28 protein-coding genes and 1 pseudogene are annotated in these 24951 nt (G+C 53.6%); 18 read left to right on the forward strand and 11 right to left on the reverse strand.

What is annotated here, in order from left to right; translation table 11 throughout:
• Window positions 1-13: 13 nt before the first annotated feature.
• The 7 genes from BMI79_RS21160 (at window position 14) to ompL (ending at window position 9255) form a co-directional block, all read left to right on the forward strand.
• Window positions 14-877 (forward strand): class II fructose-bisphosphate aldolase, encoded by an 864-nt coding sequence (locus tag BMI79_RS21160; RefSeq protein WP_076944134.1) that lies wholly within the window; start codon window positions 14-16, stop codon window positions 875-877.
• A gap of 17 nt (window positions 878-894) precedes the next feature.
• Window positions 895-1938 (forward strand): aldose epimerase family protein, encoded by a 1044-nt coding sequence (locus BMI79_RS21165; RefSeq protein ID WP_076944135.1) that lies wholly within the window; start codon window positions 895-897, stop codon window positions 1936-1938.
• Between the two features lie 37 nt (window positions 1939-1975).
• Window positions 1976-3319, forward strand: a complete 1344-nt coding sequence (locus tag BMI79_RS21170; RefSeq protein WP_076944136.1) for an L-fucose/L-arabinose isomerase family protein — start codon at window positions 1976-1978, stop codon at window positions 3317-3319.
• A 55-nt stretch (window positions 3320-3374) separates the two neighbouring features.
• Window positions 3375-5402 carry an alpha-glucosidase gene (locus BMI79_RS21175; protein ID WP_076944137.1) on the forward strand — a complete coding sequence of 676 codons (2028 nt, stop codon included), beginning with the start codon at window positions 3375-3377 and terminating at the stop codon, window positions 5400-5402.
• A gap of 82 nt (window positions 5403-5484) precedes the next feature.
• On the forward strand, window positions 5485-6882 hold the full coding sequence (locus tag BMI79_RS21180) for an MFS transporter (protein WP_076944138.1): 1398 nt from the start codon (window positions 5485-5487) through the stop codon (window positions 6880-6882).
• 161 nt (window positions 6883-7043) lie between these two features.
• On the forward strand, window positions 7044-8471 hold the full coding sequence (locus BMI79_RS21185) for an MFS transporter (protein WP_076944139.1): 1428 nt from the start codon (window positions 7044-7046) through the stop codon (window positions 8469-8471).
• Between the two features lie 88 nt (window positions 8472-8559).
• The gene (gene ompL / locus BMI79_RS21190; RefSeq protein WP_076944140.1) at window positions 8560-9255 is read left to right on the forward strand and encodes a porin OmpL; all 696 of its coding nucleotides are present in this window, start codon (window positions 8560-8562) and stop codon (window positions 9253-9255) included.
• Window positions 9256-9524: 269 nt separating this feature from the next.
• Here the strand turns inward: ompL and BMI79_RS21195 are convergent, their stop codons facing one another.
• Together BMI79_RS21195 and BMI79_RS21200 are read right to left on the reverse strand one after the other, a co-directional pair.
• A complete protein-coding gene (locus tag BMI79_RS21195; protein ID WP_076944141.1) occupies window positions 9525-10211 on the reverse strand; it encodes a response regulator in 687 nt (228 codons plus the stop codon).
• 17 nt (window positions 10212-10228) lie between these two features.
• Window positions 10229-11821, reverse strand: a complete 1593-nt coding sequence (locus BMI79_RS21200; RefSeq protein WP_076944142.1) for an ATP-binding protein — start codon at window positions 11819-11821, stop codon at window positions 10229-10231.
• Window positions 11822-12148: 327 nt separating this feature from the next.
• On the opposite strand from BMI79_RS21200, the gene BMI79_RS21205 reads away from it, so the two are divergent.
• Together BMI79_RS21205 and BMI79_RS21210 are read left to right on the forward strand one after the other, a co-directional pair.
• Window positions 12149-13504 carry a 2-hydroxycarboxylate transporter family protein gene (locus tag BMI79_RS21205; RefSeq protein WP_076944143.1) on the forward strand — a complete coding sequence of 452 codons (1356 nt, stop codon included), beginning with the start codon at window positions 12149-12151 and terminating at the stop codon, window positions 13502-13504.
• Between the two features lie 44 nt (window positions 13505-13548).
• On the forward strand, window positions 13549-13776 hold the full coding sequence (locus tag BMI79_RS21210; protein ID WP_241680049.1) for a type II toxin-antitoxin system RelE/ParE family toxin: 228 nt from the start codon (window positions 13549-13551) through the stop codon (window positions 13774-13776).
• Window positions 13777-13923: 147 nt separating this feature from the next.
• Here BMI79_RS21210 and BMI79_RS21215 read toward each other — a convergent pair whose 3' ends face one another.
• Window positions 13924-14232: an ElaB/YgaM/YqjD family protein gene (locus tag BMI79_RS21215; protein WP_076944145.1), complete on the reverse strand. Its 309-nt coding sequence runs from the start codon at window positions 14230-14232 to the stop codon at window positions 13924-13926.
• A gap of 310 nt (window positions 14233-14542) precedes the next feature.
• On the opposite strand from BMI79_RS21215, the gene asr reads away from it, so the two are divergent.
• Window positions 14543-14923 carry an acid resistance repetitive basic protein Asr gene (gene asr, locus BMI79_RS21220; RefSeq protein WP_076944146.1) on the forward strand — a complete coding sequence of 127 codons (381 nt, stop codon included), beginning with the start codon at window positions 14543-14545 and terminating at the stop codon, window positions 14921-14923.
• 255 nt (window positions 14924-15178) lie between these two features.
• Here the strand turns inward: asr and BMI79_RS21225 are convergent, their stop codons facing one another.
• Window positions 15179-15625 (reverse strand): DUF1198 family protein, encoded by a 447-nt coding sequence (locus tag BMI79_RS21225; protein WP_076944147.1) that lies wholly within the window; start codon window positions 15623-15625, stop codon window positions 15179-15181.
• 65 nt (window positions 15626-15690) lie between these two features.
• Window positions 15691-16032, reverse strand: coding sequence for an MbeD/MobD family mobilization/exclusion family protein (locus tag BMI79_RS21230; RefSeq protein ID WP_076944148.1), 342 nt, complete (start codon window positions 16030-16032; stop codon window positions 15691-15693).
• A 191-nt stretch (window positions 16033-16223) separates the two neighbouring features.
• Here BMI79_RS21230 and smrA point away from each other — a divergent pair, with 191 nt between their 5' ends.
• Both smrA and BMI79_RS21240 read left to right on the forward strand, forming a co-directional pair.
• The gene (gene smrA, locus BMI79_RS21235) at window positions 16224-16796 is read left to right on the forward strand and encodes a DNA endonuclease SmrA (protein WP_076944149.1); all 573 of its coding nucleotides are present in this window, start codon (window positions 16224-16226) and stop codon (window positions 16794-16796) included.
• Between the two features lie 86 nt (window positions 16797-16882).
• A pseudogene (locus tag BMI79_RS21240) lies at window positions 16883-17047 on the forward strand (3-hydroxybenzoate 6-monooxygenase); the annotation flags it as partial.
• 45 nt (window positions 17048-17092) lie between these two features.
• Here BMI79_RS21240 and BMI79_RS21245 read toward each other — a convergent pair.
• The 3 genes from BMI79_RS21245 to BMI79_RS21255 all read right to left on the reverse strand — a co-directional run bounded on the left by BMI79_RS21245 (window position 17093) and on the right by BMI79_RS21255 (window position 18497).
• Window positions 17093-17506 (reverse strand): DoxX family protein, encoded by a 414-nt coding sequence (locus tag BMI79_RS21245; protein ID WP_076944151.1) that lies wholly within the window; start codon window positions 17504-17506, stop codon window positions 17093-17095.
• 144 nt (window positions 17507-17650) lie between these two features.
• Entirely contained in the window at window positions 17651-18181 is a 531-nt protein-coding gene (locus BMI79_RS21250) for a rhodanese family protein (protein WP_076944152.1), read from the reverse strand.
• Window positions 18182-18188: 7 nt separating this feature from the next.
• Window positions 18189-18497, reverse strand: a complete 309-nt coding sequence (locus BMI79_RS21255; protein WP_076944160.1) for an ArsR/SmtB family transcription factor — start codon at window positions 18495-18497, stop codon at window positions 18189-18191.
• Window positions 18498-18819: 322 nt separating this feature from the next.
• On the opposite strand from BMI79_RS21255, the gene BMI79_RS21260 reads away from it, so the two are divergent.
• The 3 genes from BMI79_RS21260 to BMI79_RS21270 all read left to right on the forward strand — a co-directional run bounded on the left by BMI79_RS21260 (window position 18820) and on the right by BMI79_RS21270 (window position 21755).
• Window positions 18820-19635 carry an inositol monophosphatase family protein gene (locus BMI79_RS21260; protein WP_076944153.1) on the forward strand — a complete coding sequence of 272 codons (816 nt, stop codon included), beginning with the start codon at window positions 18820-18822 and terminating at the stop codon, window positions 19633-19635.
• A 12-nt stretch (window positions 19636-19647) separates the two neighbouring features.
• The gene (uhpC, locus tag BMI79_RS21265) at window positions 19648-20979 is read left to right on the forward strand and encodes an MFS transporter family glucose-6-phosphate receptor UhpC (protein ID WP_076944154.1); all 1332 of its coding nucleotides are present in this window, start codon (window positions 19648-19650) and stop codon (window positions 20977-20979) included.
• A gap of 296 nt (window positions 20980-21275) precedes the next feature.
• Window positions 21276-21755 carry a 2TM domain-containing protein gene (locus BMI79_RS21270; protein WP_076944155.1) on the forward strand — a complete coding sequence of 160 codons (480 nt, stop codon included), beginning with the start codon at window positions 21276-21278 and terminating at the stop codon, window positions 21753-21755.
• A gap of 255 nt (window positions 21756-22010) precedes the next feature.
• Here the strand turns inward: BMI79_RS21270 and BMI79_RS21275 are convergent, their stop codons facing one another.
• Entirely contained in the window at window positions 22011-22934 is a 924-nt protein-coding gene (locus BMI79_RS21275; RefSeq protein WP_076944156.1) for a DMT family transporter, read from the reverse strand.
• Between the two features lie 251 nt (window positions 22935-23185).
• The gene (locus BMI79_RS21280) at window positions 23186-23635 is read right to left on the reverse strand and encodes a DUF3617 domain-containing protein (protein WP_076944157.1); all 450 of its coding nucleotides are present in this window, start codon (window positions 23633-23635) and stop codon (window positions 23186-23188) included.
• Between the two features lie 90 nt (window positions 23636-23725).
• Here BMI79_RS21280 and BMI79_RS21285 point away from each other — a divergent pair, with 90 nt between their 5' ends.
• From BMI79_RS21285 to BMI79_RS21295, 3 genes are all read left to right on the forward strand, one after another.
• Window positions 23726-24076 (forward strand): DUF6404 family protein, encoded by a 351-nt coding sequence (locus BMI79_RS21285; RefSeq protein WP_076944161.1) that lies wholly within the window; start codon window positions 23726-23728, stop codon window positions 24074-24076.
• A gap of 173 nt (window positions 24077-24249) precedes the next feature.
• Window positions 24250-24552 (forward strand): hypothetical protein, encoded by a 303-nt coding sequence (locus tag BMI79_RS21290; protein WP_076944158.1) that lies wholly within the window; start codon window positions 24250-24252, stop codon window positions 24550-24552.
• On the forward strand, window positions 24549-24788 hold the full coding sequence (locus BMI79_RS21295) for an ogr/Delta-like zinc finger family protein (RefSeq protein WP_076944159.1): 240 nt from the start codon (window positions 24549-24551) through the stop codon (window positions 24786-24788). The genes BMI79_RS21290 and BMI79_RS21295 overlap by 4 nt, the downstream gene beginning before the upstream one ends.
• 67 nt (window positions 24789-24855) lie before the next feature.
• Here BMI79_RS21295 and BMI79_RS21300 read toward each other — a convergent pair.
• On the reverse strand, window positions 24856-24951 hold a 96-nt coding region (locus tag BMI79_RS21300; protein ID WP_143555414.1), incomplete at its 5' end, for an IS3 family transposase.

Below are 24951 nucleotides of genomic sequence, written 5' to 3' on the forward strand. Positions count from 1 at the left end.
CAGGGGAGAGAAAATGCCTTATTTATCCGGTTACACCATGGTTCAGCACGCGTGGAAAAACGGCTACGCCATCGGTGCCTTTAGCGCCCATAACGCTGAAACCATTCGCGCCATTTTGCTGGCTGCCGAGCAGGAACAGGCGCCGATCATGATTCAGGTGGGCCAGAAAGTGATCAGCGTGATGGGCCTGGAGCCGATGAAAGCAATGATCGATGCCTTTATGCAGGATATTACCGTGCCGGTATGTATTCACCTCGATCACAGCCGCAGCTTTGCGCAAACCATGCAGGCGGTTCAGGCAGGGTTCCAGTCGGTGATGTTTGACGGATCGCATCTGTCGTTCGACGAAAACGTGCGTATCACCCGTGCGGTAGCGGATGTGGCCCACGCGTTGAATATCGGCGTGGAAGGGGAGATCGGCAAGATCGGCGGCACCGAAGACGACATCTCGGTCGATGAAAAAGACGCCCTGATCACCAGCAGTGATGAAGCGCTGAAGTTTTCCGAACTTACCACTGTGGACTATCTGGCGGTGTCGATCGGCACCGCCCATGGCCTGTACAAGCAGGAACCTAAGCTGGCGTTTGACCGCCTGCATGAGATCCGCGAAATCGTCCGTAAGCCCATCGTGCTGCACGGCGGTTCCGGCGTGCCGGATGAGCAAATCCGTAAAGCGGTGGCGCTGGGCGTGGCCAAGATCAACGTGGATACCGAACTGCGTCAGGCTTTCACCCAAGGCGTGGCGGAAGTGCTGAACAAAGACCCGGAAGAGTTTGTGCTGGCGGTTTCGCTTGGGCATGGCCGCGACGTGATGAAAGAGAAAGTGGTGGAAAAAATTCGGCTGTTTGGCAGCAACGGCAAGGCTGCACAGTTTTAAACCATTAGGGACAGACTATGACAACCATTCAACGCCAGCATTTTGGTGAGCATCAAGGACAGGCGGTTTCCCTGTTCACGTTGAGCAACGCTAACGGCATGCGGCTGTGTGTGACCGATTACGGCTGCATCATCACCCAACTGTGGGTGCCGGATCGGCACGGCCAAGCAGCAGATATTGTGATGGGGTTTGACGATCTGGCCTCTTACCAGGCCGGGCACCCGTTCTTTGGCGCGATCGCCGGGCGCTGTGCCAACCGCATCGCCGGTGGGCGCTTCAAGCTTGACGGCCAGGAATATGTGTTAGCCACCAACGAACTGACCACCGGCCAGCATCTGCACGGCGGAGTGCGCGGCTTTGACAAGTATGTCTGGCAGGCGCAGGAAGACGGCGACGGCATTATTTTTAGCCGTACTTCTGCCGACGGCGAGGAAGGCTATCCGGGCAACCTGCAGGTGCGCCACCGCATCGGCCTGACCGAAGACAACGTGATGACGTTCAGCTTTGAAGCGCAAACGGATAAGCCGACGTTGGTCAATCTGGTGAATCACAGCCATTACAACCTGCGCGGCCATACGCACCTGATCCACGATCAGCAGCTCAAGATCGAAGCGGATTTCATCACGCCGGTGGATGAAAGCACCATGCTGCCCACCGGCGAGATCCGCCGCGTGGCGGGGACGGCGTTTGATTTCCGCAACGCCCGTCGTTTGGGGGATGCGATGCTGCACCGCCCGGCACAGGACTTTGATATGAACTACGTGCTCAAACCCGGCGACGGCGCGCTGCGCCCTGCGGCCAGCCTGATTTGCCCGCACAGCGGACGCGTGATGGAGGTACACACCTCGCTGCCGGGCATGCAGTTCTATAACGCCTTCAAGCTCTCCAATAAAGTCTGGAACGGCAAAGAAGGGCATCGTTATCAGGCGTTTTCCGGCATTTGCCTGGAAACGCAGGCCTTCCCCGACAGCATCCACCACGCCCACTTCAGCAACGTGGTGTTACGCCCAGGTGACAAGTATCTCAGCCGTACCGAGCACCGTTTCAGCACCTTGGCATAGCTCTTGATTAACTTCACCGATTACTGGAAGCAACATAATGACAAATAAAGCAAAAGTCGGCGTGCTGGCGTTAGGCCGCAACACCTTTGACGTGCCGTATGCGCAGGAAATGCTGGCGCAGGCCTGGCAGGCGCTCAGTGGTATGGATATCGAACTGGTCGGGGAACCGATGCTGCAGTTTGATGCCGAATCGGCACTGAAGGCGCTACCCGCGCTCAAACAGGCCAATCTCGATCTGCTGCTGATCCTGCAGGTGACCTTTACCGATGCTTCGTTGACCACCGAAGTGGCGCGTGACTTCCCGGTGCCGACGGCGCTGTGGTCATTCCCCGAAGCGCGTACCGGTGGCCGTTTGCGCCTGAACTCGTTCTGTGGGGTGAATCTGGCCTGCCACGCGCTGAGCCGTGAAGCGATCAAGGTACAGACCCTGCACGGCCTGCCAAGCGATAGCCGTGTCATCAACGAATTGCAGCAACTGGCGCAGGCGGCGGCGATCGTCAAGCGCTTTAAGCAGGCCAAAGTGATGGTGATCGGCGAGCATCCGCTGGGTTTTGACGCCTGTAACTATAACCAGCAACAGTTGAAGCAGCACTTTGGCGTGGAAGTGACGCGCCAGCCGGTGCTGGAGTTTATCGACGAAGTGAAAGCGCTGCCGGACAGCGTGGCCGATGCGCCTTATGCCCGCCGCGCTAAAGACTTCCCTAATCTGGCAGAAATGGACCAGACCGCCACCCGCAAGACCCTCAAGGTGTATTCAGCCTTGCGGGAAAAGGCGCAGCGTGAAGGTTACACCGGCATTGCCGTACGCTGCTGGCCGGATTTCTTCACCGACTACGGCTGTGCCGCCTGCGGCGCGCTGGCGCTGATGAACGAAGACAAAGTGCCGTGCGGCTGTGAAGCTGACATGTTTGGCGTGCTGTCTTCGCTGATGGCGCAGTGGGCTTCCGGCAATGCCGCATTCAATACCGATCTGGTGGATATCGATCCGCAGGATAACAGCGTGGTGTTCTGGCACTGCGGCCAGGCACCGATCGAAATGGCCGATCGCGATGGGCCGGTGCAGGCCACCATCCACTCCAACCGCAAGCTGCCGCTGCTGTCTGAATTTGCCCTCAAACCGGGGCGCATCACGCTGTGTCGCATTACCCAGGGTGAAGGCAAGCTGCGCCTGATGCTGGCCGGCGGCGAGATGATCAAGGCTCCGCTGGCGTTTTCCGGCACCGCCGGCACCGCACGGTTGGATGTGGATGCCGACACCTACCGCCAGCGCTTGATCGCCGCCGGGATGGAGCATCACACCTCGCTGGTGTACGGCGAACATCGCCCGCTGCTGCGCAAAGTGGCCGATCTGCTGGGGCTGGACGTGATTGAGCTGACCTAAGCGTGGCGCTAACGCTTTCGCAATATACCGCATTTAACCTTTTGGAGAATTGAACATGACTTCTCAGCAAGGCTTGGAACTGACGCAACAGGCTGGTGGCTTTACCCTGACTTTTCAACAGCGCGTGTTGCTGCGCCATACCCCGGAAGCTCCTTGCCTGTGGATCGGGCGCGGCAAGGCGGATATCGATATGTTCCGCGGCAACTTCAGCATTAAAGACCAGCTCAGTGAAAAACTGGCGCTGACCGATGTCAGCATCACCCCGCAGGGGCAGGGCTGGAACATCCGTTTCAGCCGTGGCGATGTGGCGCACAGCACGCTGCGCATCACCACCGATGCGCAAGGGCGGCTGGAAATGCAACTGCACAACAGCGACCAGACCAACAACCGCATGTGGCTGCGCTTAGCCGCTCAGCAGGCCGATCACGTTTACGGCTGTGGCGAGCAGTTTTCCTACTTCGATCTGCGCGGCAAGCCGTTCCCACTGTGGACCAGCGAGCAGGGCGTGGGGCGCAACAAGCAGAGCTACGTCACCTGGCAGGCGGACTGCAAAGAGAACGCCGGTGGCGACTATTACTGGACGTTCTTCCCGCAGCCGACCTTTGTCAGCAGCCAGAAGTATTACTGCCATGTAGAAAACAGCTGCTACATGAACTTTGATTTTTCTGCTCCTGATTTCCACGAACTGGCGATCTGGCAGGATCAGGCCGTGCTGCGCTTTGACTGCGCCAGCAGCTACATCGGCCTGCTGGAGAAGCTCACCGCGCTGCTGGGGCGCCAGCCAGAGCTGCCGGATTGGGTATACGACGGGGTGATCCTCGGCATTCAGGGTGGCACAGAGGTTTGCCAGCAGAAGCTGGATCTGATGCGCGAACACGGCGTCAAGGTCAGCGGCATCTGGGCACAAGACTGGGAGGGCCGCCGCATCACCTCGTTCGGCAAGCGCCTGATGTGGAACTGGCGCTGGGATAGCGAACTGTACCCTGAGCTGGATAAGCGTATTCCCCAGTGGAAGAAAGAGGGCGTGCGTTTCCTCGGCTACATCAACCCTTATGTGGCGATCGAAAAAGAGTTGTACGCCGAAGCCGCCGAGCAGGGCTATCTGACTAAGGATTACAGCGGTAACGATTATCAGGTCGAATTCGGTGAGTTCTATGCCGGGGTGGTCGATCTCACCAAACCAGAGGCTTATGACTGGTACAAAAACGTCATCAAAAAGAACCTGATTGAATTCGGTCTTGACGGCTGGATGGCGGACTTTGGCGAATACCTGCCAACCGACACCGTAATGCACAACGGCGTGGATGCGGAGATTATGCATAACGCCTGGCCTGCGCTATGGGCCAAGTGCAACTACGACGCGCTGGTGGAAAGCGGCAAGCTGGGGGAGATCCTGTTCTTTATGCGCGCAGGCTACACCGGCAGCCAGAAATATTCGGTGATGATGTGGGCGGGGGATCAGAACGTCGACTGGAGCCTGGACGACGGCCTGGCCTCGGTGATCCCGGCGGCGCTGTCGTTGGCCATGACCGGCCACGGCCTGCATCACAGCGATATCGGCGGTTACACCACCTTGTTCGACATGAAACGCAGCAAAGAGCTGTTGATGCGCTGGTGTGAATTCTGCGCCTTTACGCCGCTGATGCGTACCCACGAGGGTAACCGCCCGGACGATAACTGGCAGTTTGATCACGACGTGGAAACCATCCGCCAGTTCGCCCGCATGAGCCGGGTGTTCAGCGCCATGAAACCGTACATCAAGCAGGCAGTGGCGCTGAACGCGCAATCGGGCCTGCCGGTGATGCGCCCGCTGTTCCTGCATTACGAAGAGGATGCGCACACCTACAGCCTGAAATACCAATACCTGTTTGGCCGCGATCTGCTGGTGGCTCCGGTGCATGAAGAAGGGCGCAGCGATTGGACGCTTTATCTGCCGCAGGATAGCTGGATCAACCTGTGGACCGGTGAACCGCACAGCGGCGGGTGTGAAGTGACGGTAGCGGCGCCAATCGGCCAGCCGCCGGTGTTCTACCGCGCCAACAGTGAGTGGGCCGATCTGTTTGCCTCGTTAAAGGCGCTGTAAGCATAAAAAAACTGTCGCCGCCATTGGCCCCTGCGGCTATGGCGGCTACCTCGGGATTGGGTGTGTTCCAAGGAGAATCACCATGAGTGAAGTCAACCAGGATCCGGTTAAATTGACGCTGCCGTTGCGCGAGAAGTTTGCCTACGGTATGGGCGATGTAGGATCTAACTTACTGTTGTGCGTGGGTACGCTGTACCTGCTGAAATTTTATACCGACGTGTTGGGCATCCCGGCCGCCTGGGGCGGGCTGATCTTCCTGATCTCACGCTTCTTTACCGCCTTTACTGATATCGGTACCGGGCTGATTCTGGACTCCCGGCGCAATATCGGCCCCAAAGGCAAGTTCCGGCCGTTTATCCTGTATGCCTCGATGCCGGTAGCGCTGTTGGTGGTCGCCAACTTTATCGGCGTTGGGATGTCGCTCGACGTGCTGGCGAAAACGGTGATTGCCACGCTGATCTTTATGGCGTTCGGGCTGTTCTTCAGCATGATGAACTGTTCCTACGGCGCCATGGTGCCTGCGATGACCAAAAACCCGCAGGAACGGGCGCAACTGGCCGCCTGGCGTCAGGGCGGGGCGACGATCGGGCTGCTGCTGTGCACCGTCGGGTTTGTGCCGATCCTGTCGCTGTTTGAAGGCCAAACGCAGGTGGGGTATCTGGTAGCGGCGGCGATCTTCGCGTTTGCTGGCATGCTGTGTATGTGGTGGTGCTATTCCGGTGTGAAAGAGCGCTATGTCGAGCTGCCTAAACCGGGCGCACCAAAGCCGGGCCTGCTGCAATCCTTTAAAGCCATCACCGGCAATAAACCGTTGTTCGTGCTGTGTGTCGCCAACCTGTGCACGCTGGCCGGGTTTAACATCAAGCTGGCTATCCAGATCTACTACACCCAATACGTGCTTAACGACATTACCCTGCTGTCTTACATGGGTTTCTTCAGCATGGGCTGTATTCTGCTCGGCGTGTTGCTGGTGCCGACGGTGGTGAAACGCTTTGGTAAGAAAAACGTCTACCTGGGCGGCCTGTCTCTGTGGATCCTCGGCGATGCGATGAACTACCTGTGGGGCAACACCTCCACGCTGTTTGTGCTGTTCTCCTGCCTGGCATTCTTTGGTACCGCCTTCGTTAACAGCCTGAACTGGGCGCTGGTGTCCGACACCGTGGAGTACGGTGAATGGAAAACCGGCGTGCGTTCTGAAGGCACCGTTTATACCGGTTTTACCTTCTTCCGCAAGGTTTCCCAAGGGTTGGCCGGATTCTTCCCCGGCGTGATGCTGGCCTATATCGGCTATGTGCCTAATGTGCAGCAAGCGGCCAGCACGCTGGAAGGGTTGCGGCAACTGATCTTTATCTACCCTTGCGGCTTGGCCGTGCTGACGGCCTTGACCATGGGCCTGTTCTACCACCTGACGGAGAAAAACTACCTCAAGATTGTGGATGAGCTGGAAACCCGTAAGCGCAAGATGAGCCCGGCAGTGTAAACAGATGCAGCCTGCTAATTCGATAGATACATAAGTGCTATCAGTAATTAATGGATGCTGTACCCACCGGATTTCAAGTTACAGCTAGGCGGCAAGTGCGTGTAGCCAACAACGCTGTAGCTTGAAAGACGCAGGGTATAAAAATAATAAGGACCTGTTATATGGCCAACTCTACACCCTACAACGATCCCGTCACGCTGCGGTTACCGCTGCGTGAAAAGCTGGCCTACGGTATGGGGGACTTCGGTTCTAACCTGATGCTGTGCATTGGCACGCTGTATTTGCTGAAATTCTATACCGACATTCTTGGGCTGCCCGCGATCTACGGCGGGGTGATCTTCCTGATCGCCAAATTCTTTACCGCCTTCACCGATATGCTGACCGGCGTGCTGCTGGATTCGCGGCGTAATATCGGCGCTAAAGGCAAGTTTCGCCCCTTTATTTTTTATGCCTCACTGCCGGTGGCGTTGCTGGCGGTGGCTAACTTCCTCAATAGTGGTTTTAGCCTGAATGCCAAAACCGTGCTGGCCACCGTATTGTTTATGTTGTTTGGCCTGTTTTATAGCCTGATGAACTGTGCCTACGGGGCGATGGTGCCTGCGATCACCAAGAACCCGAATGAGCGTGCACAATTGGCCGCCTGGCGGCAAGGTGGTGCTACGCTTGGCCTGCTGCTGTGCACCGTCGGGTTTGTGCCGATCCAGGTGCTATTTACTGCCCGCCCGGAGATCGGCTATCTGGTGGCGGCCACGGTGTTTGCTACCTGCGGCGTATTCTGCATGTGGTGGTGCTATACCGGGGTGAAAGAACGCTATGTTGAGGTAGTGCCGGATCACCATAAACCGGGGATCTTCAAATCATTCTGCGCCATTTTCAAGAATCCACCGCTGCTGGTGCTGTGTCTCGCCAACCTGTGTACGCTGGCGGCGTTTAATATCAAGCTGGCGATCCAGGTTTATTACACGCAGTACGTGCTGCACGATATCCATTTATTGTCCTACATGGGTTTTTTCAGCATGGGTTGCATTCTGATTGGCGTGTTGATGGTGCCAGCGGCGGTAAAGCGTTTTGGCAAGAAACGCGTTTATCTCGGCGGGTTGTTACTGTGGTGCCTGGGCGATCTGCTGAATTACGCTTGGGGCAGTAGTTCGGTGTCTTTTGTGGCTTTCTCCTGTATGGCCTTTTTTGGTACGGCGTTTGTTAACAGCCTGAACTGGGCGCTGGTGCCAGATACCGTCGATTACGGCGAGTGGAAGACCGGCATCCGTGCAGAAGGCTCGGTTTACACCGGTTATACCTTCTCACGCAAAATTTCCGCTGCGCTGGCGGGGTTACTTCCTGGAATCATGCTGACGCAAATTGGCTATATCCCCAATATTGAGCAGTCGCCAGCGGTGTTAGAGGGCTTACGTCAGTTGATCTTTATTTACCCTTGTCTGTTAGCGATGGCTGCGGCAATTATGATGGGGGCTTTCTACAAATTAAATGAGCAACTGTTTATGCAGATTATAAATGAAATTAATATGCGTAAAGGAAAGGACGTGACCTTTCAGCCGGTAATGAATGCGAAAATAATCAAAGAAGTTTAATTATTTAAAACAACGCTCTGTCGCCATGTATTATTACATGGCGGTGGGCCGTTTACGTTCTATTATTCAGAGTGTTAGGGAATCTATTATGAATAAAGTCAATTCAGCGCTGTTGGTTACGGCATTAATTGCCTCTGCCAGCGCTCAGGCCGGGCGTGCTTATCTTGAAACGCGCGAAGCTTACAATACCGCCTCGGAGTTGAATGAGGTTATTCTGCGTGCGGGCTACAACTTTGATGGCGGTGCCGGAGTGATGGCTACCAATGCTTATAACATTGGCAAGTTTGATCAGCTAAAGCACAGTTACAACGAGCTGGAGGGCTGGTATCCGCTGTTCCGTCCAACGGATAAATGGACAGTTTCCTCCGGTGGGTTGGTTAACTCAAACAGCGCTGGCTCTGGTGGGGCACTGTATCTGGATAACAACTATAAATTCCTGCCCATGTTTAACCTGACCGTGCGTTACCGTTATAACCGCAGTAACTATGACTCCATCGATTTTAACGGCCAGCCTGCGCGTAATGATACCCATGAGTTTGCCAGTTACTGGAATTTTAAACTCACCGATGAGCTTAATTATACCTTTGAACCGCATTATTTTATTCGGGTTAATGATTTCTACAGTAAAAACGGTAAAGGCCACCACTGGGAGATCACCAACAAGTTCAGTTATAAAATAGACGCGCACTGGATGCCTTATTTAGAACTGCAATGGTTGGATCGCTGGCTGGATTATAATGCGGAGCAATATCGTATCCGTGTGGGGCTGCGCTATACCTTTTGAATAACAACGACAAAAAACCCGGCTTTGGTGCCTAATGCTTGTCAGTTAAGGCTAACCAGTTCCCTCTCCCTTGGGGTGGGGGCGGCTCCTTTAGCAATTGCACACGATTATGCAGTTTTGCGTTTAACTGACCGGCATTAGGCTTTGGTGCCGGGTGAAAATAGACACACATCAATGTCAAACGGCACAAGCTGATATCAAGGGGATATCGCCATTGCAGAATATCTTCGTAATATGACAGTTCAATGGCAATGGGTGCCTGCGCTCGGCTAAACCTTACGATACAAGCGCCGTGGATGGCCGATATTGCCGTATCGCATTTCGACGCGTACGAACTGTGTGGTAACGCAGTGCTCCAGATAACGGCGCGCGGTGGTTTTGCTGATGCCGACCTGTTCAACCACGTCTTCTACCGCATGCGCGACATCCGGTTGATTATTGAACAACGCCTTTACCAGTTCCAGCGTGTTGGCCTCGATCCCTTTGGCACCGGTTTCGTTGGCAAACTGCTTGGCGTGCAGGTTATATAGCGCATCGACACTGCTTTGGTCGATCACCTTGAACGTGCGCTGCGTCTGAGCAAACTGGATAAAGCGCTCCAGTGAATTACGCAGCCGATTGTAAGACACCGGTTTGATAATGTAGTCGAACGCGCCGTTGCGGATCGCCTGGCTGCAGGTGTGCATGTCGCTGGCCGCGGTGATGAAGATCACTGAACAGGCCGGGTTTTTCACCGCCGCTTCTTCCATCAGCGCGATCCCCTGGCCATCCGGCAGAAAATTATCCAGCAGGATCAGGCGCGGTTGATGAGCGTTAACTTTGGCTTTGGCTTCCGCCAGTGTGGCGGCATAAGCGACCACCCGCAGGTTAAAGTTCTTCTCAAGAAATTCGGTATGCAGTGTGGCCAGCTGCGGCTCATCTTCCACGATCAGAACGTCCAATGTTTCATGTTGCATAGGGTGAGTCCAGGTGCTTAAGCTTTCGGTATAAACAGCGAGAAAATGGCACCGTGCGGATCGTTGTCCGACACTTCTATACTGCCATGCGCCTGCGCAACGTGGCTGGCCACCAGATGCAAGCCAATACCGTGATCGCCTTTGTCTTTGGTGGTGACGCCTTGTTCAAACAGCGTATCACGCACCTGCGCGGCGATGCCGGGGCCGCGATCTGCCACTTCAATCACCAGTTCATTACTGCTGTCATTAATATAGAGTTCTACCGCGTCGTGCGGCGCAGAGCAATGCAGTGTGGCATCCACCGCATTATCCAGCAAGTTGCCGATAATCGACATCAGTTCGGTTTCGTTGAGCGATGCCGGGAGTTGGCGCAGCTGACAGGCCGGATCAAAACGCAGTTCAATGCCTTTTTCACGCGCGCTGGCATACTTACCCAGCAGCAGGCCGCATAACGCGGCAGAGCTGAAGCGTTGGGAGATAAAATCGAGGATCTCCTGTGCGCCTTCAGACTGGGCCTCCACGTAGCGCACGGCTTCGTCATAACGCTGCATATGCAGCAAACCGGCCAGGGTAGCGGTCCAGTTCAGCTGTTCATGGCGCATGATACGCAGATTATCGGCATAGCGTTTCACCTGGCTGAGCTGGCTGCTGAGGGTGTTGATATCATTTTTGTCGCGAAAACTGATCACCCAGCCCTGTAACTCTTCTTCCTGCATGATCCTGACCCGGCTGGCGATCACCCGGGCGTGGTTGAAACGACACACTTCGTCGTGCGTATCTTGCTCTAACTGCGTCATGCTGAAGAAATCGGGTTGTGATTGGATCACTTCGCTGATTTCGCGCCCCATCAGGCTGCTGGCGGGCTGGCGCAGATCCAGCAGCTCGCGGGCGGCGTGGTTGATGGTGATGATACGCAACTGTGGATCAACGGCGATAACCCCTTCATAAATGGCCTCCAGCAGGGCTTTTTGCTGACGCACCAGCAGCGCAATCTCTTTGGGCTCTAGGGAAAACATCTGACGTTTTAAATTTTTGGATAATAACCAGGAGAAAATAAATAAAGCGATTAATAGTAGGACAATGGATCCGACAATTTGTGTCAGGGTGCGGGCATTTAAACTGTCGATATGGGATTTCAGATAGCCCACCGAGACAATGCCAATCACCTGGTTATTTTCATCCATAATCGGGGCTTTGCTGCGTAATGAAACGCCAATTCCCCCCTTGCGGATAGAAATAATGCTTTTTCCTTCCAACACCTCTTTATTATCCCCCCCGATCATCGGCGTGCCCAGCAAGTTACTGTGCTCGGAATGGTAAAGGTGCATGGTGTGATTATCACCGATCACAATATAACTGGCATCGCTGCTGGCACGGATTTTATTCATCAGCGCGGCAATACCGTCGGTATCATTATTCTTTACCGTATCGACCAGCGTCGGGATCAGGGCAATTTCCCGTGCCTGTACCTGGGCGCGAGCCCCGAGATCGCGGTGCAACTGGGCATCCAGTTGGTAGTAGGTGTAAGCGCCAATTAACGTCAACAGCAGGGAGGAAAAGGCCACCAGGCAGAGAAACAGTTTGATCTGAAATGAGAGTTTTATCCGCATGGTTTGCTGCTGGCCCTGAAGTCTGTTTGAGCACTTACCCTATCATGAGACATCGTTAAAGTAATCTTGCCCCTGATCATGTTGTGACTGCCTGCGCAGCTTTATAGTGCGGGTTAATGAGTATATTGTCGTGCAATAAAGCCAGTAAAATTTAAAATGGCAGTATTGTTAACACCATTAACTCCACGTGTTATTTTACATAAAGCCTATTAACACCATAGAAACCATAACCACCATTAAAAACCCTGTTTAACTTTGAACATAATCACAGCGGTTAATCTGCGCATTTCTCTATGATGGCCGGACAAATAAATAAGAGGCCAGATTATGAGCACAACCGATGATTCCTACCTCGTTGCCAAAGATAAAACGCCCCCGCGTTCGCTGCGCGAAAAGTGGTGGCATATTCTGGATAATTACCAAATAGGCATTATTCCGCTGCCATTCTTTATTCTGGCTGGGGTGCTTATTTTACTGGACTGTCTGGCAGGTAAATTACCCAGCGATATCGTGGTGATGGTGGCCACGCTGGCCTTCTTCGGTTTTGCCTGTGGTGAGTTCGGTAAGCGTTTACCGCTGGTGGGGAAAATGGGGGCCGCAGCCATCTGTGCCACCTTTATTCCTTCCGCGCTGGTGCATTATGGCCTGCTGCCGGATGTGGTGGTGGAGTCTACCACCAAATTCTATAAGTCGACCAATATTCTTTATCTCTACATCTGCTGCATTATCGTCGGCAGTATTATGAGTATGAATCGCCAGGTGCTGATTCAGGGGTTTTTGCGGATCTTTGTTCCTATGCTGTGTGGCGAAGTTGTCGGCATGCTGGTTGGGATGGGGGTCGGTATGGTGCTTGGCCTGGAGCCGTTCCAGATTTTCTTCTTCCTGATCTTGCCGATTATGGCCGGTGGCGTCGGGGAAGGGGCGATTCCGTTGTCGATGGGCTATGCCGCTATCTTGCATATGGAGCAGGGTGTGGCACTGGGGCGCATTCTGCCGATCGTGATGTTGGGCGGCCTGACCGCCATTGTGATCGCGGGTTTGCTCAACCAGATGGGGAAACGTTACCCGCATTTAACTGGCGAAGGCAGCCTGATGCCAAGCAAACAGGGGGAGAGCGAGATGCCGGTGGCCGAGCAGGCCAGCGGTAAGAGCGTGGATGTGAGCACCATTGCCTGTGGTGCCCTGCTGGCGATCCTGCTGTATATGGTCGGGATGTTGCTGAACCGGATGATTGGCCTGCCTGCGCCGGTTGGTATGCTGTTTGCCGCCGTGGCGGTGAAGCTGGCGCACGGGGTCTCTCCGCGCATTCAGCAAGGTTCGCAGGTGGTATATAAGTTTTTCCGTACGGCGGTGACTTATCCCATTCTGTTTGCCGTGGGGGTGGCGATCACGCCGTGGCAGGAACTGGTCAATGCTTTCACCGTGCAGAACTTGATCGTAATTGTGACAACGGTGTGCGCACTGGTGGGCACCGGTTTCTTGGTCGGCAAGAAGATTGGTATGTACCCGATCGATGTGGCCATCGTTTCCTGTTGCCAGAGTGGGCAGGGCGGTACGGGGGACGTGGCGATCCTGACTGCGGGTAACCGTATGTCACTGATGCCATTCGCCCAGATCGCCACGCGTATCGGTGGTGCGATTAACGTTTCGCTGTCGCTGCTGGCGTTGGCGCATTTCTTCTGATGTGTGAGTTGCCCTGCCTTCCGGCGGGGTTTTTTAAGGGAATATTGAGGATCCAGGAGATTATTCAGGCTATTTCCGTCCTGGAACATAACCTTCTGATCGGCCGAGTGGTAAATAAAGGGATGCGTGAACTGGTGATTGGTTATCAAACCAGAGGTTATGTGGCACTTTACCGCTATATTCCCAATATCGACACGGCGCTTGTGCTGGCGATCCGCAGCCAGAGAGAATTGGGGTATTACTATACCCAAAATACTTCGAGTTGCTTGTAGGCGGCAACAGAGCGAATCCCAATATGGGCCGAGTAACGCAGCCAACACACAAGCAACTTGAAGTATGAAGGGTATAAAACTAAACGGCCCACGGTTTCCCGTGGGCCAGACGCACATCTATTTCATCTTTTTAGCTACAGGGGGTGTTTAACGCCGGGCGAGCAGGAGGCCGATGACGATGCCAACGGCGGCACCGATACCGACACCCTGCCAGGGTTTGTCTCGCACATAGCTATTGGCATGATCTGCCATGTCACGTGCATGCTGCGTCAGGCTGCTGGAGTCGTTGAAGCGCGCACGGGCATCACGTAAAACGCCTTTTGCCTTGCGGTGCAGTTCGCTTATCTCCTCTTTGGTTTTGCTGGCGGAATCGCGTAATACCTCATCCAGCGTATCGGCCAGCAGGGCTACGTCTTCATCGATGTCTCGTTCGACTTTTTCGGCTTTCTTGAACATTCGATTCTCCGTTTCGCATATATCTCCTCAGTATAGACCATTTTTTGACCTGTGCAGGCGAGCGCGGAAAGTTCGTCATTATCTCGGCATGCTATCGGCCATCTTCAGCAACCGGCAGCGATAAAGTCACCGTTGGCAGCGATTGGGATCATGGAACTAAACAAACTTTGCCGTACAGGGTTCACAAGCTCTGTACATTTGGTTACTCGGCGAAACCAATCACTCACGGAAGTACTGAATTGATTCCTTTATTATCTGTTTAACGGCCCAAATGGGGCTTACCGAAAAAACACTCTCTGAGGAATTAAAGATGAAAAAAGTATTAGCGCTGATCGTTGCTGCCACTATGGGTCTGTCTTCAATTGCTTTCGCTGCTGATACTGCAGCACCGGCGGCTGCCCCAGCGGCGACTGATACCATGGCCGCTCCTGCAAGTGGTGACAAAGCGCCTGCAAAAGCGACTCATCATAAGAAAGAACACAAGAAAGCCACCAAAAAAGCCCCAGAGCAGAAAGCTCAGGCTGCTAAAAAGCACCACAAAGCTGACAAAAAAGCCCCTGTAGATCAGAAAGCTCAGGCTGCTAAAAAGCACCACAAAGCTGACAAAAAAGCCCCTGTAGATCAGAAAGCTCAGGCTGCTAAAAAACACCACAAAGCCAGCAAAAAAGCCGCTGCTCCAGCCGCTAAGTAAGTGAAGACTGCGGAGCCGCTAACGGTTCCGCGTCATCAGTGAAATATCCTGACACCCGGTTCTCCGGGTGTCTTCTTTTGAGGTTACGTCATCATGATTAACCGCTATCTGTTTGAAGTGATCTTCAGTGCCGTAACGCTGTGTGGCCTGGTTGCTGCCTGGGATCTGTTCCTGACCAGCAGTCTTTGAGGTTGGGAGACGTCGGGTTTTCTTTGTTATTTCTGCTGTCTATCCCCATCGTTTACCGGGGAAAACTTACCAATTAGCCAAGGCTTCGCGGTTATAGCGCTCGTTATAGGCGCGGCGGAACTGTGCCAGTTCGAACGCATCCAAATCCAGATCGGCGAAATAAAACAGCGCGGCCTCCGTGTGCTCGGCATGCAGTTCTGGCGACAGCCCGGCGCGCAACAGCGCTTCGCGCCACAGGCCAATCTGTTCGTCGTCTGCCTGCTTGATAAACGTCAGATAGATAAACAGCAGATAGGCGGCCTGATGCATCTCTTCGGTGTAGCCGTTGTTCAGCATGCGGATAAACGTCTGGCTGTTGCGGTTGCCCATTTCTTGCAGCATCGACTCAATCAGCATCGGTTTGACTTTCAGCAGGTGTGCCAGCGAATCTACCGCTTTGCGGGTGTCGGAAGTCAGAATGCGGTAACCAATAATAAATACTACGATCAGGGCGGCGATGATGATCCACGTCATTGATGATGTCTTACCGTCTTGGAGCGCCAGCAGTTGGCAGGAGACGCTGCAAACAGCGCCTGAAATTATCCGTGTTGCTCGCCGCTGAAATTGCCGCTGGCGTGTTGCTGATTATGGGCATAGCGATTGAAGGTGGCGGCGTCTTTTGCCAGGGCATCCAGGTGCGCCCCCAGCATTTTGATCTGCTTGATCAGCGCATGTTGCTCCGGCACGGAACTGGCGGTGCTCAGCTTGCGCATCAGTTGCTCATTCTGCATCCGCAGGGCCATTTCTCGCTGTTGGGCTGCTTCTAATTGTTGTTGCAAAGCCTGATAACTTTGCTGCCATTCGCGGTGCTGTTTTTCAAAGCTGGCCTGCAACTCATTCATTGCATTCTGAAACTGGATATCCAGTTCACGCATGGTCATGGTTTTTTCCCTTTGCGGCACTCGATGATGGCCTGCAGTATAACGAAAATGGCTCAGAAGCTCACCCGTTGCGGCTAATTCCTGGCTTGCAACCTGTGTGGGGCGTTTTACAATCTTCTTTATTCCCCCCCATCACAAGGATCCTCAGGTCGTTTATTGGTTGGCATAACTTCCCCCGAGAGTGACGCGAAATGAGCAACGAAGACAAAGGTTTTTTTGAGCAGGCCATGGCCGATGTAACCCCGTTAGCCGAGGGGCAGCAGACGCTGTATTTTAAACCGCAAGATCCCATCGACAAACGCGCCCGCCGCGAAGCGCAGGCGTTACAGTTGGAAAACTTCCTCAGTACCGGTTTTCTCGACATTATTGCGTGCGATATCCCGTTGGAATACAAGGGGGAAGGCATTCAGCAGGGCGTGCTGGACAAACTGCGCAGTGGGCACTACCCGCCACAGGCCAGCCTGAATCTGCTGAAGCGCCCGGTAGAAACCTGCCGCCAGGAACTGTTCCGCTTTATTATGCAGGCGCAGCAGGCGAGCCTGCGTTCGCTGCTGATCGTACATGGCCGCGGGCGGGAAGATCAGAGCCACGCGAATATCGTGCGCAGCTACGTGGCCAAATGGCTGGCACAGTTTGAGCAGGTGCAGGCCTTTTGCCGGGCGCTGCCGCGCGACGGTGGTGACGGTGCCTGCTATGTGACGCTGCGCAAATCTGCTGCGGCGAAGGCCGATAACTTCGAACGCCACGCCAAGCGCAGCCGTTAAGCGTTTTCTTCGGCGAAATTGCCGATCGGCTGATTGAGAAAGCGTTGTCGCACACCGGAAGGAATGTCATTTTTTGCGCCAGAACACGCATCGTTTGGTCTACCCGTGAAATGGGGCGGCTGTATCATGCCAAAGGCGTTGAACGTTCGGTGCGCAACCTGTTGTGGCAAGGCAAATCGCAGCAGGAGTTTTATCGGGCGTTGGCGTGGTTGTACGGATGGAAAGAGCAGAACTGCCCGAAGCCACGTTAAAAGGCAAAGCCAACGGCGCGGTTAAACGCCGTTGGCAGTAAAAAATTACTGTTTAAACCACTTATGGTCCAGTGAGAAACGGCCCGCGCCGGTGACCGAGAGCAGCAGTAACCCAGCGATAATACTGATGTTTTTAAAGAAATTAATCTCGTTGCCGAGCATTTCTGGCCCGGTCATCCGCCAGAATGGATGGCCGATCAGAGCCGTGCCCAGCACATAGACCGCATAAATAATGGCCAGCGGCCGGGTAAAAGCCCCCAGGACAATGGCAATACCGAAAATAAACTCAACCACCACAGAAATGATCGCAGCCAGATAGGGCAGCGGGGTGCCGTAGCCCTCCATCGCCGTTACCGTGGCACCAAAGTTGGTCAGCTTCATCCAACCGAAAACAATAAACAAAACCATCAGCAGTATTCTGGACAACAGAATGGTGCTGTCTTTTAAACTTTCGCTCATCGTGAACCCCTTAGCCACTACGGAATGATGTGGTTGTACCTAGTAAAGACTAGAACAAGTTCACACTTTTTCTAGTGTGGGCAGAGAGATACGATTTTTGAAACCGGCAGCATAAGGTGACCAAAGGGGCCACTTGGCGGCAGGCTAGGTGCGCTGCTGGTTCCAGGGCATCTTGGCTAACAACGTCGCCATGCCGCAAAAGCCGCTGAGCCCGGCAAACAGCAACCCTGCGCCAACAAAGCTGGGCAGCAGGAAGAACAGCGGGGTGAGCGTGTAGCCTAAGGCCGCACCCAGCAGAATCAGCGAGCCTGCGGCAATCTGCACCTGGCGCATCAGCGGCAGCGGCTGATTTTTATCTTTCACTACCTCCAATCCCTGCTGTTTCCAGCCGTTGATGCCGCCTTCGAGCAGATAAACCTTGGCCGGTGAAGCGGCGGTTGCCAGCACTGCCGCATTCTGCGCGGTGCGCTTGCCGGACTGGCAGTGGAAAATAACCACATCCTGCTCGCAGAGCGGCTGCGGTTTTTCACCTTTTTCAATCACCGACAGAGAGAGCAGACAGGCTTGGGCAATATGCTCATGGGCATATTCATCGGCATCGCGGATGTCGAATAAGCGTGCCCCTTGCTTTAGCCGCTGTTGAGCGTCTTGTGACGTTATCGTTTCTACGTTCATATCATCCTCATGGGCAATAGATGGCTTTTAGCGTGCTGATGATTTCCTGCACGGCGGTGTTTTTGATGAAGTAGTTGATGCGTTGCCCATCTCTGGCGTTTTCAATCAACCCTTCATCACGCATTCTGGCCAGATGCTGCGAGGTTGCCGACGGGCTCAACCCCGTGATGGCGGCCAATTCGCCCGCACCCGTGCCAGGGGAATCCACCAGCATACAAAGGATCAGTAGGCGGTGAGGATTGCTCATGGCTTTAAGCAGTTTTGATGCAGCATCGGCGCTGGCGAGCAGTGCTTGCAGGTCTTGGTTTGTTGTCATCATTACTTTAGTAAGTTCTAAATTTAGTAAATTCTAAATTATTTATCCATCAAATGCACGCAGAGTTTTTAACCCGTGTTAATACTGACCTGAAGCGGTTTTTGCCCACCGTTATGCCAATTTCGCCATCTTCGCTAAAGAAATCCCTCAAGCATCTGACTCCCTTCAATACCATAGTGATGATTCTGTTTAACAAAAAATAAACAAAAAAACATACACATAAGCGTTAGATGTCTCATTCATCGGCGGCTTTTCACTTCCGTTAAACAGAGTCTGTCAGCCGCAACGTTGTTCACAAGAACCTGCAACTGGGAGCATCAATATGGAACTGAAGTATTTCACTCAGGTAGCTGAATCCATCGCCGATCGGACTCGTCAGTTACTGAAACAAGAACGCCAGCGCTACCTTTACGGCGGCCGGGAATTTGCTACCAAAGACGATCTCAGCCCGGTCACCCTCATTGATCAGCAAACCGAGCAGTTAATTCGCGAGCAGTTAAACCAGGCATTTCCTACCCATGGCATTTTGGGGGAAGAGTTCGGTGCCGAAGCGCAAAACGAAGAGTGGGTATGGGTGATCGATCCCATCGATGGCACCAAACAGTTTATCGCGGGCGTTCCGGTTTACGGCACGCTGCTGGCGCTGTGCCACCATGGCCGGCCGGTGGTTGGGATCATTGATATCCCGGCGCTGGATGAACGCTGGGTCGGCGTTGCCGGGCAGCCCAGCACGCTGAATGGCCGTGTGATCACCACCCGCCCCTGTAAACATCTGGCTGATGCCCTGATGTCCACCAGCAATACCGAGTTTGTGCTGCCTGAACATCGGGCGGGCTACAACCATCTGCTCAAAGCCAGCAAATGGCGGATCTACGGCGCGGCTTGCTACTCCTATGGCTGCCTGGCTTCTGGCCGTATCGATCTCAGCGTCGACAGCGGCGGTATGCGCGAGGTCGATTACTGCGCCATGGTGCCGATCATCGAAGGGGCCGGCGGCAAAATCACCGATTGGTACGGCGAGCCGCTCACCCTGTATTCCAAATCCACCGTTGTTGCCGCGGGCGATCCACAACTGCATGCGCAGGTGCTGGCGGCGCTCACCCATCACAGCAGTTCACAGCCTAACTCTCTCGCATGACAGGTGAATATGATGATCAAATGGATGAAATCAGCACCGGAGCAGCCAGCAATCGCCGAGACCGAGCAGGTTAACCGCACCTACCGTTACTGGCGTATTCATATCATGCTCGGTATGTACGTCGGCTATGCGGTGTATTACTTCACGCGCAAAAGCTTTAACTACGTGATGCCCGAGATGCTGAAAGATCTGGGGCTGACCGTGGCGGATGTCGGCCTGATGGGGACGCTGTTCTACTTTATGTACGGCGCTTCGCGTTTTATCTCGGGAGTGCTGAGCGACGCCGCTAACCCGCGCTACTTTATGGGCATTGGGCTGATCCTGACAGGGGTGATCAACATCCTGTTTGGCTTCAGTTCTTCGCTGTTTGCCCTGATGGTGTTCTGGATCGCCAATGCGTTCTTCCAAGGCTGGGGATGGGCTCCTTGCTCCAAACTGCTCACGACCTGGTATTCGCGTAATGAACGGGGATTCTGGTGGGCCATCTGTAATACGTCGCACAACGTCGGTGGAGCGGTGATCCCGCTACTGGCAGGAGTATTGGCGGTGAATTATGGCTGGCGCTACGGGATGATCGTGCCAGGGATTATTGCGATTGTTAGCGGTTGCTTCCTTTGCTTTCGCCTGCGCGATCGCCCGGTAGCCATGGGCCTGCCGACCGTGGGGCAGTGGCGGCAGGATGCGCAAGAGCTCGATCAGGAGCAGGCCAGCGCCAAACTGCCGCTGATGGCGATCTTAAAACGCTATATTTTCACCAATAAATATATCTGGCTGTTGGCGATCTCCTATGTATTTGTCTATGTGGTGCGCATCGGCATTAACGACTGGGGGAACCTGTATCTGATACAGAATCACGGCTATTCGCTGGTGAAAGCCAACTCTTCGCTGACCATGCTGGAGATTGGTGGCTTTATCGGCACCATCGTGGCCGGTTGGGGCTCGGATAAGCTGTTTGCCGGTAACCGGGTGCCGATGAATATCATTTTTATGCTCGGTATTTTTGTCAGCGTGCTGTTGATTTGGCTGTTGCGTATTGATAGCTATCTGTTTAATGCCACCTGTTTCTTCTTTATCGGCTTTTTTATCTTTGGCCCGCAGATGCTGATTGGTATCGCGGCGGCAGAATCTGCACATAAAGATTCTGCCGGGGCGGCAACCGGGTTTGTCGGTATTTTTGGGTACCTGGGCGCAGGGCTATCTGGTTGGCCGCTGGCTAAAGTGCTCGAAACCTGGAGTTGGGATGGCTTCTTTGTGGTGCTGTCGGCAACGACCTTGGCTTCTGCGTTTTTGCTGTTGCCGCTGGTGGTTAAACCACGGCGGGCAGAACCGCTAACGGCCAGTTAAGCGTTTGTGTGGAAAATCGCTCCTCGCGGTAAGGGGGAGCGATCATGCACGCAACCTGCCAACGGTGGCGATAACGCGCAGGTAAAAATTTTACCAGTGCCCGTTGTGACAAATCACGTCTGCTTGCTCTTTGCATTGTAAATGGGCCTTCCTACGTATTATCCAAGCGGCTGAATTGTGCTTTACTCATGCTGTCGGCAAGGTGTCAGGTTACTGTCGGGTTGCTGACCTGTTGTTGCGCGTGGCTTCATTGCATAGTGCGCACAGTTTCTATTCGCCTATAAAGGATGATGTCCATGAGCCAGAATTGCATTAAACAACTGCGGCTTTCCAGAGCCTGGTCACAGGAACAACTAGCGGAGCTTTCGTCCCTCAGCGTGCGCACCATACAGCGTATCGAGAATGGTGAGCAGGCCAGCCTAGAGACACTCAGTGCGATTGCTGCCGTTTTTAACATCAGTGTGACAGAGATTTCTGGCAACGGTGAGCAGCCCTATATTGAGCAGCGCGATAATGCCCTGGATCAGCAGATTGAAAGAGCCAAGGCCAGGGTTGCCGCAGAGAGCGGCTTCTACCATAGCCTGCTGGTTTATGTGGTGGTGAACCTGTTCCTGTACGCCATCAACCGTTTTATCACCCCGGCCAGCGTCTGGTTTATCTGGCCGTTGGCCATCTGGGGGACGTTTATTCTGCTCCAAGGAGCAAAGGTCTTTTTCTTGCAAGACTGGTTGACCCGCTGGCAGCAGGAGCGTTTGCAGAAAATATTGCGAAAATAGTGGCGGGTAGGTTTATTTCTGTTGATGACACAAGAGCTGAGTGAACCGCCGCAAGTTATAAGGGTGAGCCATTAAGAGCCAATAACGCGGGTTCATGACCCGCGTTATCACCGACCCCAAGCATTACATTGACAACCCTCCCCCGTTGCAACAAGGATTTTGCCGCGGGGTTTTTGCGTTATCGGCAAAAGGCGCTGTTCGCGGAGAAAGGAAGCAACGCGGCAAGTTTGCAGGCTTACCGCGCAAAGCGGTGGCTTAGACCTGTTTAATCCGGTTTACCAGCCAAATACCGCTGCACACCAGCAGCAGAGCCAGAACGTTGCGCCACTCCATAATGCTTTCATTGAGGAAGATAGCGGAAAGGACGGCACCCGACACCGGGATCAGGAAGTTAAAGGGGGCGACCATGCCGACACGGTTGTACTTTAACAGCAAGCTCCACAGGGCAAACGCCACCGATGACAGCAGGACCAGATAGCCCAATAGCAGCAACGCCTGCCAGCCGAATTCTGTCAATTTACCGCCAAAGAGATAGCCGCCCAGCGTCAGCACCAGGCCGCCGATAGCAAGCTGATAGCCGGTCATCACCGTGCTGTCGATATGTTGAGAGATGCGTTTGCCGTAAATCGTCGCCGCCGAGAGGATAAAGGCGGCCAGCACTACGCAACCTTCGCCCATCAGCGTGAAGGTGAAGGTGAGGTCGGGGCTGAAATTGACCACCATCACCCCCACAAAACCCAGCACGCAGCCAATGATTTTATTGAAGCTTAACCGATCGTTTTGGTAGAGGTAATGCGCCAGCAGCACGCTGAAGAAGGTGCTGGTCGCATTCATAATGGAACCCGCGACCCCGGTGGTATACGCCAAGCCAATGTAGAAGAACACGTACTGCAGCGACGTTTGGGTTAAGCCCAAGATAGCCATCTGCTTGTAATGCAGCGGTTTCATGTTGGTGATTGATTTGCCGCTGGCAACGGCAAACATCAACAGTACGAGCCCAGCCAGCAAAAAGCGATAACCGGCAAACACCATTTTGCTGGGGATATCATCTGGCGAGATATTAAATAGCTCATAACCGTTTTTGATCGCCGGATAGGCGCTTCCCCACAGGAGGCAGCAGAAGGTGGCACCGAAGAAGACAAATTTTTTGTTGGTGAAAAGAAGCGGACTGCGTTCCACAAAACATCCCTTTTAAAAGAAAAATGAAATACCGTTTCGTTATAGCGAGATCTGCTCGAAAAGTCCTGCTTAACTTCACTGTTTGCGACTTTGGGTGCTATAAACCCTAAATTTGCATAAGACTGTTTTTCCCTGTGCGGGTTGGTGTGTTAAAGGGATGGGGGAGCTTTGGGAACAGTGCGCCAGATTGACTGGCGCAGCCAACAACTCTGAGTCTCAGAAGGGGGAACGTCTTTTAGTGCGAATACGGATTAATGACATTCGCCAATTCGTTTTCCATACATATGCATATCGAGAAAATATGGGCCTGCATGGATATGAGTGCCATCCAGGCGCCCTTTGAGATCGTAGCTGGTGCTGGTGTATACACCGCTGAGTTTGCCTTTAGATTTCCCCTCTTCGTTAACGCACGCCAGCCCAATCTCTAGCTTATTTCCCGGAGCCCTGTCCCATGAGGTGATTTCGCAGCCAGAATCTTTATAGCTTGACGCCATTGCAGCACGCAAATCTTTAGCTTGCTCGGCTGACACGCACTCTTCATCTTCATCATCCTCGGGTGAGTGAGTTAGGGCTTGCCCGTTGATCATTATGGTACCGCCGTCGCGCCACAAGCCCGGTTCAATGGACAGGGGCTCAGCAGCCGCGATAAAGTGGGTAAGGCCCAAGAAAAGAGTGGCGGCAACTATTATCATTTTCTTCATTTAATTAATGCTCCTTGTATAAATACACATAACTAAAAAGGGTATTTTACAGGTATCTTTTTGGGCGGCGAAGTGACGGGGGTTCCGATTATGACCTTTGATGAAAAGAAAAGACGTGCAGTGGCATTGATGGAAGAGAAAAAAATGTGGCGGAGTAATTATGCACCACCAATCCTACGCCTGTTATGGAAATGGGGAGTGGAAATCCCGCCACCGCCGTTTGCGCCATTCTGGCTAAATATGCTTTTTTTTGGCGGTTTCTTTGGCTCTCTTTGGGGCGTAATTATGTGGTTTACAATCTGGAGAAGTGAGGGGTATAGCGCATTAACAGCGTTGCAAACCAGTTTCACAACTGGGCTGCTGTTTGGTTTATTCACTGCTTTATTCCATTACTGGCGGCGGCGGGTGAATAAGTTGCCTGACTGGAACAGTCTTCGATAAGTCAATTGGGTTTACCTCAGAAATAAAGACTTATAGGAAAACTGGTCACACTGTTCACTTTTGCGTGAACAGTGGCAACCCGCACGCACAAAAAAACCGGCCGGGGCCGGTTGCCGCGCACAGGGGAGCGTTGAACGCATTTGCCGAGCACGCAATGACCACAGGTTGAGAAAGTGCTTCTGACCGCCGGTGTTGTGAATGCCTGCTCTTTGGCAAAGAAAGCCTACAGTGTTTACCACGATAACCCGATGAGCGTGATTGAACAGAGCGTCTTGAGGGCGCTGACTGCGCATGTTATTACGGCTACGGCGCAAAAGAATATTGAGCACCCGGTGCTGAGTGAAATCGGACTGGCACAGCCCGAGGAAACGGGGATATTACCGGCGCTGCGTGACAACCCGATCAAGCGCATGCGGTTGGCAACGGAAATAGCGGAAAAACGCAAGCAATTCAAAGCGCGAGGGATTAAATCATGATGCGTTGTCCCTTTTGCCGCAGTGGCGCGCATACTCGCACCAGCCGTTATTTAACCGAGCAGACCAAAGAGGCGTATTACCAGTGCCAGAATATCGACTGCTCCAGCACGTTTAAAACGCGGGAAAGTATTGAGCATGTTATTCGGCAACCGTTGCCACCGGAAACTATTCCGGCACCGCCACCACCAGAACACCGAACGTTAAATCGTTACGGCAACAATAATCGCCTGCATTGATTAATCACACCCGCCTCTATTTCCCTGGATGCGGGTTTGATCTTACCCACGAACAATGGACACATGGCTAAGCGAGGTTCTGTTTTTCAAATTGTTCCGGGCTAAGACCACCACAGGCACTGTGGCGACGCCAACGATTGTAATCGCACTCGATATAATTAAA

Origin of the sequence: Serratia oryzae (assembly GCF_001976145.1) — a bacterium.
In the GTDB taxonomy this organism is placed as follows: Bacteria; Pseudomonadota; Gammaproteobacteria; order Enterobacterales; family Enterobacteriaceae; genus Chania; species Chania oryzae.